The sequence below is a fragment of the Rufibacter hautae genome, assembly GCF_008271695.1.
In the GTDB taxonomy this organism is placed as follows: Bacteria; Bacteroidota; Bacteroidia; order Cytophagales; family Hymenobacteraceae; genus Nibribacter; species Nibribacter hautae.
Genome location: NZ_VKKY01000003.1, coordinates 375,437 through 391,589, shown reverse-complemented (window position 1 = coordinate 391,589; position 16,153 = coordinate 375,437). Strand labels below are relative to the sequence as shown.

Annotated in this window: 12 protein-coding genes; 4 read left to right on the top strand and 8 right to left on the bottom strand. The window is 53.3% G+C overall.

Annotated elements, in window-relative coordinates:
* Window positions 1–207 precede the first annotated feature (207 nt).
* Window positions 208–1,065 (top strand): urease accessory protein UreD, encoded by an 858-nt coding sequence (locus tag FOA19_RS18095; protein ID WP_149092255.1) that lies wholly within the window; start codon window positions 208–210, stop codon window positions 1,063–1,065.
* A 17-nt stretch (window positions 1,066–1,082) separates the two neighbouring features.
* On the opposite strand, the gene ureG is transcribed toward FOA19_RS18095, so the two are convergent.
* From ureG to FOA19_RS18055, 8 genes are all read right to left on the bottom strand, one after another.
* Window positions 1,083–1,835 (bottom strand): urease accessory protein UreG, encoded by a 753-nt coding sequence (gene ureG / locus FOA19_RS18090; RefSeq protein ID WP_149092254.1) that lies wholly within the window; start codon window positions 1,833–1,835, stop codon window positions 1,083–1,085.
* A gap of 40 nt (window positions 1,836–1,875) precedes the next feature.
* Entirely contained in the window at window positions 1,876–2,553 is a 678-nt protein-coding gene (locus FOA19_RS18085) for an urease accessory protein UreF (protein WP_149092253.1), read from the bottom strand.
* Between the two features lie 120 nt (window positions 2,554–2,673).
* Window positions 2,674–4,395: an urease subunit alpha gene (ureC, locus tag FOA19_RS18080; RefSeq protein ID WP_149092252.1), complete on the bottom strand. Its 1,722-nt coding sequence runs from the start codon at window positions 4,393–4,395 to the stop codon at window positions 2,674–2,676.
* A gap of 207 nt (window positions 4,396–4,602) precedes the next feature.
* Window positions 4,603–5,358 (bottom strand): urease subunit gamma, encoded by a 756-nt coding sequence (gene ureA / locus FOA19_RS18075; RefSeq protein ID WP_149092251.1) that lies wholly within the window; start codon window positions 5,356–5,358, stop codon window positions 4,603–4,605.
* Between the two features lie 21 nt (window positions 5,359–5,379).
* Window positions 5,380–5,658: a SelT/SelW/SelH family protein gene (locus tag FOA19_RS18070; RefSeq protein WP_149092250.1), complete on the bottom strand. Its 279-nt coding sequence runs from the start codon at window positions 5,656–5,658 to the stop codon at window positions 5,380–5,382.
* A 43-nt stretch (window positions 5,659–5,701) separates the two neighbouring features.
* A complete protein-coding gene (locus FOA19_RS18065) occupies window positions 5,702–6,328 on the bottom strand; it encodes an urease accessory protein (RefSeq protein WP_149092249.1) in 627 nt (208 codons plus the stop codon).
* A gap of 377 nt (window positions 6,329–6,705) precedes the next feature.
* On the bottom strand, window positions 6,706–7,776 hold the full coding sequence (locus tag FOA19_RS18060; RefSeq protein WP_149092248.1) for a LacI family DNA-binding transcriptional regulator: 1,071 nt from the start codon (window positions 7,774–7,776) through the stop codon (window positions 6,706–6,708).
* 231 nt (window positions 7,777–8,007) lie between these two features.
* A complete protein-coding gene (locus FOA19_RS18055; RefSeq protein WP_149092247.1) occupies window positions 8,008–9,108 on the bottom strand; it encodes an acyltransferase family protein in 1,101 nt (366 codons plus the stop codon).
* 886 nt (window positions 9,109–9,994) lie between these two features.
* Here FOA19_RS18055 and FOA19_RS18050 point away from each other — a divergent pair.
* The 3 genes from FOA19_RS18050 to FOA19_RS18040 all read left to right on the top strand — a co-directional run bounded on the left by FOA19_RS18050 (window position 9,995) and on the right by FOA19_RS18040 (window position 16,147).
* Window positions 9,995–13,150, top strand: a complete 3,156-nt coding sequence (locus FOA19_RS18050; protein WP_223808971.1) for a SusC/RagA family TonB-linked outer membrane protein — start codon at window positions 9,995–9,997, stop codon at window positions 13,148–13,150.
* 29 nt (window positions 13,151–13,179) lie between these two features.
* Window positions 13,180–14,643: a RagB/SusD family nutrient uptake outer membrane protein gene (locus tag FOA19_RS18045; protein WP_149092245.1), complete on the top strand. Its 1,464-nt coding sequence runs from the start codon at window positions 13,180–13,182 to the stop codon at window positions 14,641–14,643.
* A gap of 130 nt (window positions 14,644–14,773) precedes the next feature.
* Window positions 14,774–16,147: a DUF4832 domain-containing protein gene (locus FOA19_RS18040; RefSeq protein WP_149092244.1), complete on the top strand. Its 1,374-nt coding sequence runs from the start codon at window positions 14,774–14,776 to the stop codon at window positions 16,145–16,147.
* The last annotated feature ends 6 nt before the right edge of the window (window positions 16,148–16,153 follow it).

Below are 16,153 nucleotides of genomic sequence, written 5' to 3'. Positions count from 1 at the left end.
CTGCATTTTCTGTATAGAAGATATTCTATTTAACGGCCACCCAGCCCCCTGCCCAATCAAACCAGTTGATTTTACTGAAGCCATTCTGTTTAGGGCCTACTTCACGAAAACAGCCCTAAAACGGATAAAGACAAAACCCTGTGATAAACCGGCGTGATGGTGCCTTTCTGCTGATTCTTCTCTATTTTACAAGGGAAAACAAACCCAATGGAGAATACAGATGCTTGGAGCGAGGTGGAGGTAGCCTTGGTCAACGGCAAATCAAGACTTGTTTCCAGCAAAAACCTGCAACCGCTCAAAATCCTGAACCCCGGCTCTGGGTATGACAGCTGCCATGTGGTGCTGTCCAGCTACGGCGGCGGCATGGTCTCCGGCGACCAAATCAACCTGCGGATCACTTGCGGCGCGCAATCAAGGCTTTTCCTGAGCACCCAGGCCAACACCAAGATTTTCAAAAGCACAAACCAAGCCGATGCCGAGCAGCATTTCAAGGCGCACGTAGGCGAAAACGGCCTCGCGGTCTCGTTCCCAGACCCGGTGGTACCGCAGGAGAAAAGCCGCTACAGGCAAACGCAGCACTGGCACCTTCACCCCTCGGCGGTGCTTCTGGCAGTGGATTGGTTTCACTCCGGCCGGATGGACCAGGGTGAGCGGTTCGTTTTTGAGGCGTTTTCCTCAGAACTGAAGGTAACCGTGGGAGAGAAATTGGTGTTGCTGGACCGATTCGCCTTTACTCCGGAGGAACACATCGCCACTTCACCCGCCAATTTTGAGACGTACCAGACCATGTTCTCGGCCTATCTGGTGGGCTCACCCGGGAATCACCGGTTCGCCCAACTCGCCCAAACCTTGCAGGAACTGAAGATGCCGGGCAGCACGGGACTGGATTTCAATATGACGGAGAAAGATTACGTGCTGTCTGTCTCAGAGGCAAAGGAAGGCGTCTATGTACTCAGGGCCATGGGCAAGACCCGCCAGGACCTGCAGCCCTTGTGCCAGCAGCTCTTGCAGACACTTAGCGGCCCCGAGTTCTTCGGGTACAATCCGCTGGAACGGAAATACTAACCCAAGCTTGGCGCTCCTTACCTTCTCTCCTCCCGCACCGACTGCAGCGCTTTTTCCTTCGCCTGGAAGATGTGGTCTATGATCACCTCCAGGTTGTAGCCATCCAGTGCCCGGGCAAACACAAACGGGCCTTCGCCCCGCATCTTCAGGGAGTCGCGCTCCATCACGCCCAAATCGGCGCGCACCAGCTCGGCGATGTCAATCTTGTTGATCACGAGCAAATCTGACTGCGTGATGCCCGGCCCGCCTTTCCGGGGAATCTTATCGCCACCCGAGACATCAATCACGTAAATGGAATAGTCTACCAGTTCCCGGCTGAAGTGGGCCGCCAGGTTATCTCCGCCGCTCTCCACAAAAAGCAAGTCAATCTGGTGATCGAACTTGGTCATCAATCCTTCCAGCGCGTCCATGTTGAGGGAAATATCTTCCCTGATGGCAGCGTGCGGGCAGCCGCCGGTTTCCACGCCCACAATGCGGTCGGCGGAGAGGGCGCTGTTCCGGATGAGGAACTCAGCATCCTCGCGGGTGAAGATGTCGTTGGTGACCACGCCCAGTTTGTAGTCGTTCCGAAGGCGCTCGCACAGGGCTTTGAGCAAGGCGGTTTTCCCGGTGCCCACCGGTCCGCCAATGCCCACCGTAAAGGCCCGTTTCCGGAAGTTCCTGTAGGGTGGCAGTTTACGGGTTTCCCGTTCCTCGTAATTTCCCGGTGACTCATAAAACTCGTGGGTATGTCCGTGCAGCAGCAGCGCCAGTTTTTCTACAAATGCCATTTTCTTGATGAGTGAATGAGTGGTTGCGTGATTGAGTGCGTTAGTTCTGGAACAACTTGGAATAAATGTCTTCCTGCAGTACCTGAGCGGTGTCCAGCATAAACGCCGATCGGGTGGCCTGGGTGTACTCCCTTGCCGTTTGGTTTTGGAGCAGATTTTCAAAAATGGAGTAAAAATCGTGCTGCAGTTTGTGCCCCTCCATGGGCCCGATGAAACCCAACCGAATGGCGGCGCTGACCTGGTCCCGCAAGGCCATGTGCAGGTACATGGTTTGCAGATCGGCCAGCGTAAACTCCACCCGTTTGAGGCACAAAGCGAAGACCAGCACGAAATGGGTAGGCAATTCCTGTTCCTCAAACCACCGCCTAATCTCCTGCATGCCCGAGGCCGGGTAGAGAGACGCCAGCAACTTGAGCCAGTTCTTGCCCTGCACCACGCTGGCTTTCCGGATGGTAGGCACCAGCATCATGGCGTCGTACTCCTCGGCCATTATCCTGAGCGTGGGGTTCAAATCTGGCAGTTCAAGGGTATAGCACGAGGTCAGGAATGGAATCTCCATGCCCACCACCTGCTGCAGATAAGAATACAAATAATGCCGCAGCCCCAATCTATCCTTGATGAGCCCGAACGTGATACTGCTCTCCAATCCGTAAGAATAGGCAAAAGAGCCGGTAGGGATGGAAGAATCCACCAAGTGCAGCAGTCGGGCGAATTTCATTTATGAAGATTGCTATTTGGCTGAGGGTAGCCGGTTTTGGTTTTGGTGCCGTTTTGATGAAAACAGGTCAGAAATGCTAAATCAGGAACCGTGAAGGCGATGACATGTTTGCACAGAATCTTAGAACAGGTTATATAACTGCGCCAAAGGCAACTTCTCGGCGGGTTCACAGGTGAGGTGCACGCCGTCTACGGTTACTTTGTAGGTCTCGGGGTCTACCTCTATGTTGGGCAAGTAATCGTTCAAAGCCATGTCTTTCTTGGTGACGCTGCGGCAGCCTTTCACGGCCACCACCTGTTTCTGCAGACCGTAGTTTTGCTGCACATACTCTCGGGAAGCCTGTGAGACAAACACCATAGACGTCGGCCCGATGGCTTTGCCGAAGGAACCGAACATGGGCCGGGACAGTACCGGCTGCGGCGTGGGAATAGAGGCATTGGCATCGCCCATCTGCGACTGCACGATGATACCGCCTTTGATGATCATCTCGGGCCGGGACCCGAAGAACGCAGGTTTCCAGAGCACCAGATCAGCCAGTTTGCCCAATTCTATGGACCCGATTTCCTCGGAGAAGCCGTGGGCTCGCGCCGGGTTGATGGTGTACTTGGCCACGTAGCGCTTCGCCCGGAAATTATCGGTTTCCAACCCTTCCCCGGTGTCTTCCGGTAGCAGGCCTCGTTGCTGTTTCATTTTGTGGGCCGTCTGCCAGGTGCGGGTAATCACTTCGCCCACGCGCCCCATGGCCTGCGAGTCTGACGAAATGATGGACAAAGCGCCCATGTCATGCAAAATATCCTCCGCGGCAATGGTCTCTCCCCTAATGCGGCTCTCCGCGAAGGCCACGTCCTCGGGGATGTTCTTGTCCAGGTGGTGGCAGACCATGAGCATGTCCAGGTGCTCGTCAATGGTATTCACCGTGAATGGTCGCGTAGGATTGGTGCTGGACGGAATCACGTTGGGTTCGCCGCAGATCTTGATGATGTCCGGGGCGTGCCCGCCGCCGGCGCCTTCGGTGTGGTATGCGTGGATGGTACGGCCTTTGAACGCCGCCGTGGACGTCTCCACAAATCCGCTCTCGTTCAGGGTATCGGTATGGATGCAGACCTGCACGTCGTACTGCTCGGCAATGGAAAGGCAGGTGTCAATGGCGGCCGGCGTGGTACCCCAGTCCTCATGGAGCTTGAAACCCAGCGCGCCCGCCTCCACCTGCTCTATCAGCCCCTCGGGCTTAGACGAGTTACCCTTGCCCAGAAACCCGAAGTTCAGCGGAAAGCTCTCCGTGGCCTGCATCATCATCTTGATGTAAAACTCACCGGGCGTACAGGTGGTGGCGTTGGTTCCGGAAGCCGGGCCGGTGCCGCCGCCCACCATGGTGGTCACGCCCGAGGCCAGCACCTCATTAATTTGCTGCGGACAAATGAAGTGGATGTGGCAGTCAATGCCGCCGGCCGTTAAAATCAGGCCTTCTCCCGCGATGACCTCGGTGGTCACTCCCACCACCATCCCCGGCGTAACGCCCGGCATGATGTGCGGATTTCCCCCTTTCCCGATACCGGAAATACGGCCGTTCTTCACCCCGATGTCCGCTTTGAAGATGCCAGTGTAATCCAGGACCAGCGCATTGGTGATGATGAGGTCCAGCGCCTCGGCCTGACGTATGCCGGCCGCCTGCCCCATCCCGTCGCGCAGCACCTTGCCGCCCCCAAACTTGCATTCCTCGCCGTAAATGGCATAATCCTTTTCTACCTCAATCAGCAGATCGGTATCGCCCAGGCGAACGCGGTCGCCCACGGTAGGTCCGTACATATCGGCGTAGGCGCGGCGGTCAAGAGGTAGGCTCATAATTTACTTGTTGATTGCTGGTTGTTTATTGTTTTTAGAGCGATTTAGGGAAAACAGGCTTGAAATGGATTCGGCGCAGCCGCTAGCAGGTTCTTTGGATGCAGTAAGTTATTTTAAGCATTGGCAGACAAACCTGTGAGATGTTAAAGCCCTTGAAGGTTGCTTTGTTTTAGACCTCTTTTCATTAAATGGGGCAAAAAACGTGCGTTACTTTTTGCTTAAGAACTGCTGTTCTTCGGCTTTTTGAAGTGCGGCTGCTTTCCCTTCTTCGCTGAGTTGCCCGTCTACCAGGTTGTTGCCGCCGTACTCAATCCGCTCGCCGGATAGTTCTACTAACGTTACCCGCTTCCGCTCGCCGGGCTCAAAGCGCACGGCGGTCCCAGCGGGGATATTGAGGCGGTACCCGTAGGCTTTTTCCCGGTCAAACTGCAGCAAGGCATTGGTTTCAAAGAATGGATAATGCGAGCCTACCTGCACGGGCCGGTCGCCCATGTTGTTGACTTCCACCTCCACAGTGGTGCGGTCCTGGTTCAGTATCAGTTTATCTTCCCTCAAAAAGTACTCGCCGGGATTGGGTTGGATGAGCGTGTCTGGCGAGGCGGTCTGCGATGTTCTGGTCAGGCCGGAGCCGTACAGGGCTAAATCAGGAGCGCCTTGCTCCCGGCAAATGGGGTGGTGCACGGTGACCAGTTTGGTGCCATCGGGGAAAGTGCCCTCTACCTGCACCTCGTGGATTAGCTCGGCCACGCCTTCCATCACATCCTGGAAGCCCAGGAGCTTTTTGCCCTTGTCCATTAACGTGGCGACTCGCTCACCGTCCCGGATAAACTCCAGCAGCTGCGTGGCAATAAGGGCTACCGCCTCTGGGTAATTGAGCCGCAGGCCGCGGGCGTACCGCTTCTGGGCCACTACGCCGGCGTTGTGCAGGACCAGTTTGTCTATGTCTTTGGGTGAAAGATGCATGGGCGGGAGTTCTGAGTCTGGTTATTTCTTGTCTGAGTGGCCCAGGCTTTTCGCTGGGTTTACCTGGTCGCGGACCAACTGCTTCAGTTCTTTGATCTCGGGGAAGCGGCCTTCCTGCCGGCGGTCAAAAATCACCTGGTCATTGACCCGGATGAGATAGGTGCCGCTGGTTTCGCTGGGTTCCAGGAGTACGCCTTTCACGTCATCAGTGAAGGTGGTGAGCATTTCCTGGGCCATGTAGGCCGCGCGCAGCATCCAGCCGCACTTTGGGCAATACGCTATGCTGATGACGGGCTTCATTTAAAGGCTATTTTTGGAAAAAGGGTAAAGAAACGGCCATGGGCTACAGGAGAAGGTTTTCGTACATCATCCAGCCGCCGTAAGCCACGCACAGCACCGATGACGCCAACACCATGCCCATCCGGACGTTCCGGCCGATCTTCATGCGCTGGGTAAAGGGGATGTTCACCAGGCCGGCGGCCACAAACATGCCCAGGATGGAACCCACCCCGAACATGACCAGGTACGCCACGCCCAACCAGGGATCCTCTATTTTGCCCATGATGGAAACCACCAGGGCGCCGCTGCCGGCCAGACCATGGATGAGGCCCACCGTGTAGGCATAGCTGTGCTGGTAGCGCGGGGTTCTGTTTCTGGAGAAGTTCTGCTTATTGGTCAGCCGACTGATGCCCATAACCACGAGCATTAACCCTACTCCCGCCTCGAAGTACCCGAAACCTGCCTGGTAACTAGTGGAGTGCAGAAAAATGACCTGGCTTAGAATAATGAGCGAGCCCAGCAGCACAATGGTAGTGGTATGGCCCAGCCCCCAGTACAGCCCGTCTTTCATGGCCAGAAGCCAGCTGTCGCGCTTAGAGACGATGTTGCCCACGGCAATCAGGTGGTCTGCCTCAAACGCGTGACCCATTCCCACCAGGGAGGCAAACATGAGAGGCATTAAGGTTTGCATGTGTTCTTCCGGTATGTACTTCTTAACTAATTCTGGAAAACAATATAAGAATCACAACCAAAGAAGACAAAACCTACCAATCCCTACAAATAAGATCAGAAACATTGAAAACTTCTTTGCCGCAGCATTTCTCTCCAAATTTGGGAATATCGCCAGCATTTTTGGCTGAATGCTTTTCAGACCATGCCTTTTTCCTTGCATCCAAGGCTTGAAACTGCCGGAAATCACAGAAGAAATTATTTTCCAGAATAAGGAAAAAGTGGAGAGTGGGCCAGGGCAGCCGCACTAAACCAGATTGAATGCACGACAGTTTCAGGTCCGTTTTCCGTAAAACAGGCCTGAAACAGGATTGTCATCACTCTAATAAAGAGAAAGGATTAAAGGTCTGCTTCTATGTAATAGTGCAGGTTTTCTTTGGTAATGATATCCAAGGGCAGGTATTTAATGGGGCTTACTTTCTTCTTGAAGACCAGTTGGTCCGCCAGGCCATAGATTCCCCAGTATCCCTGGCCTTTGGGGTTCTGGTTGATCAGGAACTCAATGAGGCCTTTGTTCAGGAAATGCAGGTTACGCTCCATGAGATCGTAACCCACTACTTTGATCTGGGTGATGCCGCGCATTTGCAGGTAATGGGCTACGGTATGGGCTTTGGAGTTGGTCACGAAAATGCCTTTGACCCCAGGGTTTTCCTGCAGAAGCACATCCAATTGCTCATAGAACGCCGCCGAGGAGGAGTTGTGCAGATCAGCCTGCAACAAAGAATAAGGCGTTTCTGAGTTGATTTGGCCAAAATAGTCGAAAAACCCCTGCTCTTTGTTCACCAGGTGCGAGGAGTTTGAAAGGTCCACGTCAATATGGGCCACCAGAAAAGTAGCGCCCTGCGGATGTCCGTAATGCAGCAACTTTGCAGCGAGGAATCCACTTTGGTAAGAATCCTGCCCGATATAGATGAGGGGCTCGTAATCTGGGATGTGGGTATTGAACAGCGCAAACGGAATCTCCAGGGCTTTCCACTTCTTGAAGAACGTGAGCGACTCGCGGTAGAAAATAGGTGCCACCAGAATGGCATCGGGGCCCATGGCTACCACTTCGCCCGCCTTCTCCCGGAAAGACGCGGCCTCATAAGGATCAAAGATGAACTGGGTTACCCGTACCCCGAATTGCGCCAATTCAGTCTGGGCTTTCTCAATGCCGGTCTTGGGGGCCTGCCAGTAAATATCCTGCCCCGGATCCGGAATCAGGGCCGCTATTTCGTACACGCGGTTATTGACCAGAGTACGGGCCAGCATGTTGGGCTGGTAGTTGAGTTCCTGCGCAATCTCCAGCACTTTCTGCTTTACGTCTTCGGCCACCCTTCCCCGCTCATGAAGCACCCGGTCTACCGTGCCCGTAGAAACCCCTGCTTTCTCCGCAATATCCTTGATCCGTACAATGCCTTTCTTTACCATCAATCCAATAGCTGGTAGCCTGTGTTATATGTTGAACTTCAGTTTGCTTGCGTTTTGGGCCAGCCTTGTAGTACAATGGACAAGCGCAGAAGCAAAGCAAGCGATAAAACGGTTTTCTCTGATAATCCCTCCTAGAATACGTTCAGCCAAATATACTAATTAGCCCCGATTCACTTTCCTTATCCGGTCGCCTCGGCAACAAGGAAAGTCATGCCTACCCAAATTGTTCTTTTACAGCCGGAGAAAGATACGCCTTTGATAGAGCCAATTGCAGATCGCCCATTCCAGTGCCAACGTCGCCACCGAGGCAATTACGGCTTGCACGGCCATTGGCACCTGCAACAAACCGGTGAACCCATTGGTGAAGACGGCCACGGTCTCGTTCAGCCACTGTATACCCACGGTTTCAAAGAACAGGTAGATGAAGATGGGGTTCATGCCCACCAGCGTAAAGAACAGAATCCAAGACCCGGTTTTCGTCAGGTCAATAAACCAATAGCAGAACGCCAGGATCAGGAACACCCACCCTCCGGAGGCCAGGATAAACGAAGCCGTGCAAGTTCTTTTAATGATGGGGTCTACTCCTGTTAAATCCAGAGCATGCCCAATTGCTACGCCTACCAAGCCCGCTACAATGAAAATCTTTAGCTTGGCCTGAGCTGATTTGCCGGAGCCCAGCACTTTCCCGGCCAAAGCACCCCAGATGGTGTGGGCCGCCGAGGGGAGGAAGTTCATGGCTATCCAATGGTCACTGTTCAGTTTGCCCATCAACTGCAGATCCATCCAGGAGCCGAAGTTCTTGTCTGGCGTAAAAGGCTGGTCAAACCCGGGGATGTGGGCGTAGCGATACAGTGCCTCTGTGAGGCCTATACATAATAGAGACAACAGGATTTGAGTTCGGGCTTTAAAGGGCAGCAGAAAATAAGCCAACAGCAAGGTCACCGATAGTTGCGAGAGCACATTCCATAGTTCCCAGACCAGTTTGCCCGCGTAAATGCAATGGAGTACCACCCCAAAGAACAACAGCTTGAGGCTCCGTTTTAACACATGCCCGGTGATGGTTCCCGGGGCATCACCTTTCTGCAAACGGTTCTGGGTAGAGAAATACAGCGAGGTTCCGGCAATGGTCATGAAGGCCGGCTGCACCAGGTCCCAGAAATGGAGGCCCCGCCAGGGTACGTGGAAGAACTGCTGCACCAAACTACCGGCTACTCCACCCTCTCCCGCTAACTCCTGCAATCGCCCATATAATAAGGTGCTTTCCGCGGCCAGCAAGAGCATGATCACGCCACGCATGAAATCCAGGGATAGGAGGCGGTTGCTGGTTATCATAGGGCAGCCTTTTTCAGATGCTTATCAATTATACTATATAGTGTAATGAATTAGAAGTAATGCCACTTACCCTGCTCTATCCTTACCTTATCAGTTAACTCTACAGACAAGGCAGAGCATCTTTACTTAAATTCTTAGGAAGAACCATCCTTTTCCACCTTCTACCAGACCAGCATCTACTTTGTCAAACCTTTCTGAACCTTACTGCCTCTGGGGAATTTTATATCAAATTGACAATTTAAAATGACAAAGCAAGCATTTTACCTTTATTATATGTGTACGAGCACATATATGATAAAACGCTGCGTTTTCGTACACATTTACCTAAAAATTCTTGCTTATCTAATTTATAGTAGCTATGTTTAAAACACCGAGACAAGAAAATCTCCATAAATGAGAGGTAGCTGCCCAGATGCTGAGTTCTTCTTTGAACCCACTGCACAGCAAAAATAAGAATGGCTGGTTTGGAGATAGATTAGACGGATTCATGGCTGGGCCCTCAGCGTTGCCTGGCCTCTTTACCGGATTCCTGAGATAGGTATCAACATCATTTCACGGCGCTTGAGCATTGATCTGACTGATACCCTGCGCATATAACAGAACCTGATCTACACCAAACAGCAAAACCTCTATGGAACCAAAATACAGGCCTTCGTCTCTTTCTTCATAGCTCTAAGAACCCTTGAGAAGGTTCAAATACGTGATGTAGGATTTCCTCTTACTTCATGCACTTCCCAAAATCCTGAGAACCGGGACAGATATAGCTGTTTGCCAGTTTTCATAACATTGGTCGGTCCGGTTTTCTCAGCCTATCACCCCCATTGCTTCCTTATTTGCCCTTTTAGTTGATCCTGTCTCACCCATAAAATGTAATTACATGAAAAAAATGGTACAAAGATTTTTGAAGCTAACGTTCCTGATGCTTCTGCCTGCCTTGCAGGTATTGGCCCAGGAACGAACCGTGACAGGTACCGTGACGGCCAAAGAAGACGGCCAGGCCTTAGCCGGGGTTAGCGTGGTAGTCAAAGGCACCACCAACGGCACCACCACTTCCACAGACGGCACTTACAGCATACAGGTACCCAGCCAGGGAGCCACGCTGGTTTTCTCCTTTATAGGGCTTCTCTCGCAAGAAGTGGGGGTACAGAACCAATCCACCTTGAACATACAGATGGCCCAGGACCGCAAAGCCTTGGATGAGGTTGTGGTGGTGGGCTACGGGACCCAGAAGAAAAGGGATTTGACGGGAGCCATCAGTTCGGTGAAAGCCGAAGACCTGGTAGTGAACTCCGGGGCTGCCTCCATTGGGCACATGTTGAAAGGCAAGGCGGCTGGCTTGATGATCAGGGAAAACAGTGCCCAGCCCGGGGGCGGTCTGGACATCCTGATCCGGGGTGCCGGTTCTATTAATGCCAGCAACGCGCCTTTGATTGTAGTAGACGGGTTCCCTATCTCAGATCTGCAACAACCCGGGAGCGGCGGACGCTACCAGGCCGGTACCCAAAGCATTCTTAACTCTTTCAATCCTAATGACATTGAATCTGTAGAGGTTCTGAAAGACGCCAGCGCCACGTCTATCTACGGAGCCCGCGCCGCTAACGGGGTTATCCTTATCACCACCAAACGCGGCAAGGCAGGCAAAGCCGAAGTGCAGTACTCCAACACCTTCTCCCTTCAGAAATACGACAATCCTTTTGAGGTGCTGCCCCTGAATGAGTGGATGCAGGTGCGCAACCAGTCGGCCTGGGAGCGCTGGAACTTTGACAACAACGTGATCCCGTACGGCACCAGAACCCTAGAAGAAGCGCAGGCAGACCCTGTTAACGGGCCGTTTCGCAGATTATACACCCAAAACGCCATCAACAACGTGGGCAAGGGTACTGACTGGATTGGCCTAGTAACCCGTGATGGTTCTATTCAGCAGCACAACCTTTCCCTCACCGGCGGCACCGAGTCTACCAGGTTCCTGTTATCCGGCAACTATTACAAGCACAATGGGGTCATCAAGAACTCGGGCATTGAGCGTTTCACGGTGAGGGCCAACGTAGACCAGGATGTAAACAAATACATTAAATTTGGCCTTAACCTAACCGCCAGCCGCATCAACAATGACAACAGCCAGTTGGGCGGTGACCAGTACGAGAACTCCGGCATCATCCGAGCGGCCATGCAGATGGGTCCGCACATCAAACCCATTGATGAGAACGGTAATTACCCGGTAAACCCGCTCCTGGCCTTGCAACCAAATCCCTATTCCCTGCTCACCATTTCAGATGAAGGCCGCATTGAGCGCATGCTCCTGAACACCTTTGTAGACATCATTCCCATCCCAGACCTTACCATCAGGCTGAAAGGCGGCATGGACCGAGGGCTTACCAAGCGTTGGAACTACCTGCCTAAGACCACCATCCATGGGGCCTTGGAGTTCGGGCGGGCTTCTATCGCGGAGATTGACAAGAACGAATACCTCATGGAAGCCACGGCTTCTTACGCCAAGACCATTGCTACAGACCACCGGATCAATTTACTCGCCGGCGTTTCCCAGCAGAATTTCTATAATGATTACAACAACGTAGGCAACACCAACTTCATCTCAGACGCTTTCCTCTGGAACAACCTGGGTGCAGGCAGCAGCACTAAAACCGTGGGTTCTTCCCGCTCAGAGAACGTCATGGCCTCCTACTTCGGAAGGTTGAACTACACCTTGAAAGACCGTTACCTGCTTACCTTGACCGTTCGGACAGACGGAGCCAGCGTTTTTGCCCGGAACAACAAGTGGGGTACTTTCCCATCGGTGGCAGTGGGCTGGAACGTGGCGGAAGAACCGTTCTTCGGCAGCCTGGCCAACGTGGTTTCACAGTTCAAGCTGAGAGCGAGCTATGGCCAAACGGGTAACGCCTCCATCGGGAGCAATGCCTTCGCCGCCTATTACGCCTATCCGGCCTGGCTTTCCGGCGCAGACACCCGCCTGATAGGGGTATCCTTATCCAGGCTGGAGAACCCGGACCTGAAGTGGGAAACCACCACAGAGGCTAACTTCGGCCTGGATTTCTCCTTCTTCAACGGCCGCATAGACGGTTCTTTGGAAGTGTACAACCGGGTAATTTCAGACCTGTTGTTTGCCAAGCCTATCAACTCCTACCAACCTATCAACAGCGTGATGGCCAACGTAGGCGAGACAGAGAGCAAAGGCTTTGAGTTGACGGTGAGCACCCGCAATTTCCAGCGGAACGACTTTGAATGGAGATCCATCTTCACTTTCTCTAAATTCAAAAACAACTGGAAAGAAAGAACCCCAGACTGGAAACCCGCAGTGTATGAAAGCGCCGATGATCCTATCCGGGCCATTTACGCCCGCCTATCAGACGGCATCATGCAGGTGGGCGAAGAGGTGCCTTCCCAGCCTGAGCTGAAGCCCGGCATGATCAAGATAAAAGACATTGACGGTTACCAACGTGATGCCAACGGCAACCCAGTGGTGGATGAGAACGGCCGCTTCCTGCGCACCGGGGCGCCAGACGGCAGAATTGACGATGCGGACACCAAACTACTCGGCACCTCAGACCCCAGCCTAATTGTGGGCATGACCAACATCTTCACCTACAAAGGCTTTAGCCTGAACTTTGATTTTAATGGCATGTTCGGCCGTAAAATGGCCGACCCTAACTTCACCACTTACGGCGTCAGTGCAGACGGCGTCTACACCTTCGGGTACAACGCCCTGAGCTCCGTAAAAAACCGCTGGACCCCAGAGAACCCCTCTACCACCCAGCCCAGCTCCTTCTATGGCTGGTCTCCTTACAGCTCGGGCGATTTCTTCCTGCAAGAAGCTTGGTTTATCCGGTTACAGAACGTAGCGCTTTCCTACACCCTGCCTTCTAAATGGGCCGGAAAAGTATTCTCCAGAGCTTCTATCCACGTGGCGGCCCAGAACCTGTTCGTGATCACGCCTTATGACGGGGTTGACCCAGAGACCGATGCCTACACCGCGGCGTACCCTAACGTGAAGACCTTCACCACCGGTATCAACCTGACTTTCTAATGAACCAGCACCACTTAACATATAAGACCATGCGCAAAGTATTTCTGTCACTTGCACTCCTCTTCCTGCTGGGCGCCTGCACAGATGATTTAGAGTCTATTGATTATTCTGAGATAAACCCCGGCATTTTTCCGCAGTCTGAGGCGGACGTGGAAGCCATGGTGATGGCCTGTTATTACCCGTTGCGGGGCTCCTGGGGCAACGGCATCCATACCACCTCTGAGAACGGCATCATGTTCATCAACGATGCCACTACTGAGATCCTCAACGGGAACTTCGGGTCCCAGCTGCTGGCCTCGCTCCACAACTACAAACCCACCGATGAAGGCATCACCCGCTTCTATGATCTCTTCTACAACAAAATCAGCTTGATGACCTTGACCATTGACCTCATCAGCAAAGCCCAGGTGAGCGAATCGGTAAAGAAGAAAGCCATTGCGGAGATCCGCTGCGCCAGAGGCCTGCTCGCCTACGAACTGTTTGACATGTACGGTCCGCTGGTGATTGCGCCGCTGGAGGTATTGCAGAGTCCTTTGATCGAAACCCCCTTGTCCCGGCTGTCGCATGAGGAAACCGTGGCTTTCATTGAAGCCGACCTGGTAGCCGCCGCCGAGGACCTCCCTACCCCTGCCCAGGCCGAGTACGGACGTTTTAGCAAAGGTTTGGCAAAAATGGTGCAAATACGCCTGAACCTGCACGAGAAGAGATGGAACAAGGTAGTGGAGCTCTCCAATGAGATCATCAACTACGGCTACTACAATCTTACCGAGGATTACGAGAGCATGTGGGACCTGGAAGGCGCCAAAAACAGCAAAGAAGTCATCTGGGCCATTCCCTGCGACTACGAAGGCACCAGCGAGAACCAGTGGCAGCTGATGGTATTGCCCTCCAACTACCCGGTGAAAGGCGGCTGGGGCACCATCCAGAGCACCTGGTGGTTCTATGACACCTTTGAGGAAGGTGATGAGCGCAAAACCATGCTCATTGCTGAATACACTGGTACGGATGGCAACACCTACAACCGCGCCAACCCCGGCACAGTCATGAACATGGGCCCTCTTCCGCTGAAGATCAACCCAGACGAAGCCCGGACCACCGCCCTTACCACCGTGGATATCATTGTGTACCGCTACGCCGATGTGCTGCTGTCTAAAGCCGAAGGCCTGGCCAACGCCGCCGGCGCGCCTACTGCCGAGGCGATGGAGTTAGTGAACATCATCCGGAGAAGAGCCGAACTGCAGGACAAAAACCTGGCGGACTACAACTCACTGGCGGCTTTCAATGACCTTATCCTCACGGAGAGAAGCCACGAGTACTGGTGCGAAAACGGCCAGTACCGCTCTGACCTTATCCGCCACGGCAAGTTCGTGGAACGGGCCCGGGAGGTGAAAGGCTCTACCTACACAGATGAAAACAAAGTACTCTATCCCTTCTCTTTGAGAGCCGTGAGCGAAGGAAAAGGTAAATTCATCCAGAATCCAGGCTACTTCTAAGAGCCCTACCGGGAGCAGCAACTAACAATTGCTGCTCCCACTAACGGAGTTTTCCTTCTGCTGGAAGCATCTAAAAGGATTATTACCATACTCACCATTACCAGAAGTTTCAACTGAGAGAATTGCCCCCATGAAAGTAAAAACGCTTCACGTACTCATCCTGTATCTGCTACTCACCTGCTTCTCCGCCTGCTCAGGCAGCAACGAGGAACCGGGACCGGAGCCTGAGGTAAAGCCGAATCTTACTTATGCGTTGTCAAATGAGATTTTCCCGAACCCTGAAAGAGGCTTCATGCGGCTGTTCCCCGTTTACGCCGAGGGCAATCCTTTAAACGCCGCTACTCTCAGTTCTCTCAGAAACAACCATATCACGCTCATTCAGCGGGTCTATTATTTAGAGAAGTTCAAAGCCTCCCCCCTCAGCGAGGCCCAACTTTTTTTGATCCAAACTGACATGGACCTGGTGAGGCAGGCAGGGTTGAAGTGCGTGCTTCGGTTTGCTTACACAGACCAAATGAGCGGCACAGACGCCCCGCTGGCGACCATTGAACAGCACCTGGACCAACTCAAACCCGCGTTTGCGGCCAACAAAGACGTCATCGCGTTTGTGCAGGCTGGTTTTATAGGCCCGTGGGGTGAGTGGCACAACTCCACCAATGGATTGAACACCACCGAGAACGAGAAAAAAGTCTTGTTCAAGTTACTGGACGTGCTGCCCACCGAACTGATGGTGCAGGTAAGGACCCCGGCCAAAAAGCAGCAGATTTTCGGGACCACTTCTCCACTGAGCAAGGAGTTGGCTTACACAGCCGAGAAGGTGGCTCGGGTGGGCCATCACAATGACTGCTTTATGTCTGGCGGCACCAACTACGGCACTTACACCAACATCCAAACGGAGAAGACCTACATCAGCACTGAGGCCTTGTACGTGCCCACCGGGGGCGAAACCTGCCCCCCGCAAGCCGGCTACAATCCTAACTGCACCGAGGGCCGCACCGAGATGCAGCTCCTGAAATGGACCTACCTGAACCTGGACTACTACCAACCCACCCTCAACGCGTGGCGGAATTCGGGCTGTTTTGATGAATTTCAGCGAAATCTGGGTTACCGGCTGGCCCTGGTAGATGCTACTTTAGCTGCGCAGGCAAGCTTAAACCAGGCTTACAAACTGGAAATGAACCTTACCAATAAAGGGTACGCGCCGCTCTACAGCCAGAAGAACACTTGGCTGGTGCTCAAAAACAAAGCCTCGGGTGCGCTCCATCAGGTGCCCGTGCCTGTGGACCTGCGGGAGGTCAAACCCGGCACCACCTACAAAATAAGCCAAAGCGTGAGCTTGACGGGTATTCCGGCCGGTGACTATGACCTGTTCCTCAAGATTACGGATAAGGCTGATGTCCTGAAAGACAAGCCCGAGTACAGCGTGCGGCTAGCCAACACCGATGTCTGGGTTCCGGAAACTGGCCTAAACAGCCTGAAACACCAATTGAAAGTAGGGAACTAAACTCCC

What these genes read in the sequence shown, in the direction of transcription:
- FOA19_RS18095 (WP_149092255.1), top strand. Translation starts at nt 208, where the DNA reads ATGGAGAATACAGATGCTTGGAGCGAGGTGGAGGTAGCCTTGGTCAAC.
- ureG (WP_149092254.1), bottom strand. Translation starts at nt 1,835, where the DNA reads ATGGCATTTGTAGAAAAACTGGCGCTGCTGCTGCACGGACATACCCAC.
- FOA19_RS18085 (WP_149092253.1), bottom strand. Translation starts at nt 2,553, where the DNA reads ATGAAATTCGCCCGACTGCTGCACTTGGTGGATTCTTCCATCCCTACC.
- ureC (WP_149092252.1), bottom strand. Translation starts at nt 4,395, where the DNA reads ATGAGCCTACCTCTTGACCGCCGCGCCTACGCCGATATGTACGGACCT.
- ureA (WP_149092251.1), bottom strand. Translation starts at nt 5,358, where the DNA reads ATGCATCTTTCACCCAAAGACATAGACAAACTGGTCCTGCACAACGCC.
- FOA19_RS18070 (WP_149092250.1), bottom strand. Translation starts at nt 5,658, where the DNA reads ATGAAGCCCGTCATCAGCATAGCGTATTGCCCAAAGTGCGGCTGGATG.
- FOA19_RS18065 (WP_149092249.1), bottom strand. Translation starts at nt 6,328, where the DNA reads ATGCAAACCTTAATGCCTCTCATGTTTGCCTCCCTGGTGGGAATGGGT.
- FOA19_RS18060 (WP_149092248.1), bottom strand. Translation starts at nt 7,776, where the DNA reads ATGGTAAAGAAAGGCATTGTACGGATCAAGGATATTGCGGAGAAAGCA.
- FOA19_RS18055 (WP_149092247.1), bottom strand. Translation starts at nt 9,108, where the DNA reads ATGATAACCAGCAACCGCCTCCTATCCCTGGATTTCATGCGTGGCGTG.
- FOA19_RS18050 (WP_223808971.1), top strand. Translation starts at nt 9,995, where the DNA reads ATGGTACAAAGATTTTTGAAGCTAACGTTCCTGATGCTTCTGCCTGCC.
- FOA19_RS18045 (WP_149092245.1), top strand. Translation starts at nt 13,180, where the DNA reads ATGCGCAAAGTATTTCTGTCACTTGCACTCCTCTTCCTGCTGGGCGCC.
- FOA19_RS18040 (WP_149092244.1), top strand. Translation starts at nt 14,774, where the DNA reads ATGAAAGTAAAAACGCTTCACGTACTCATCCTGTATCTGCTACTCACC.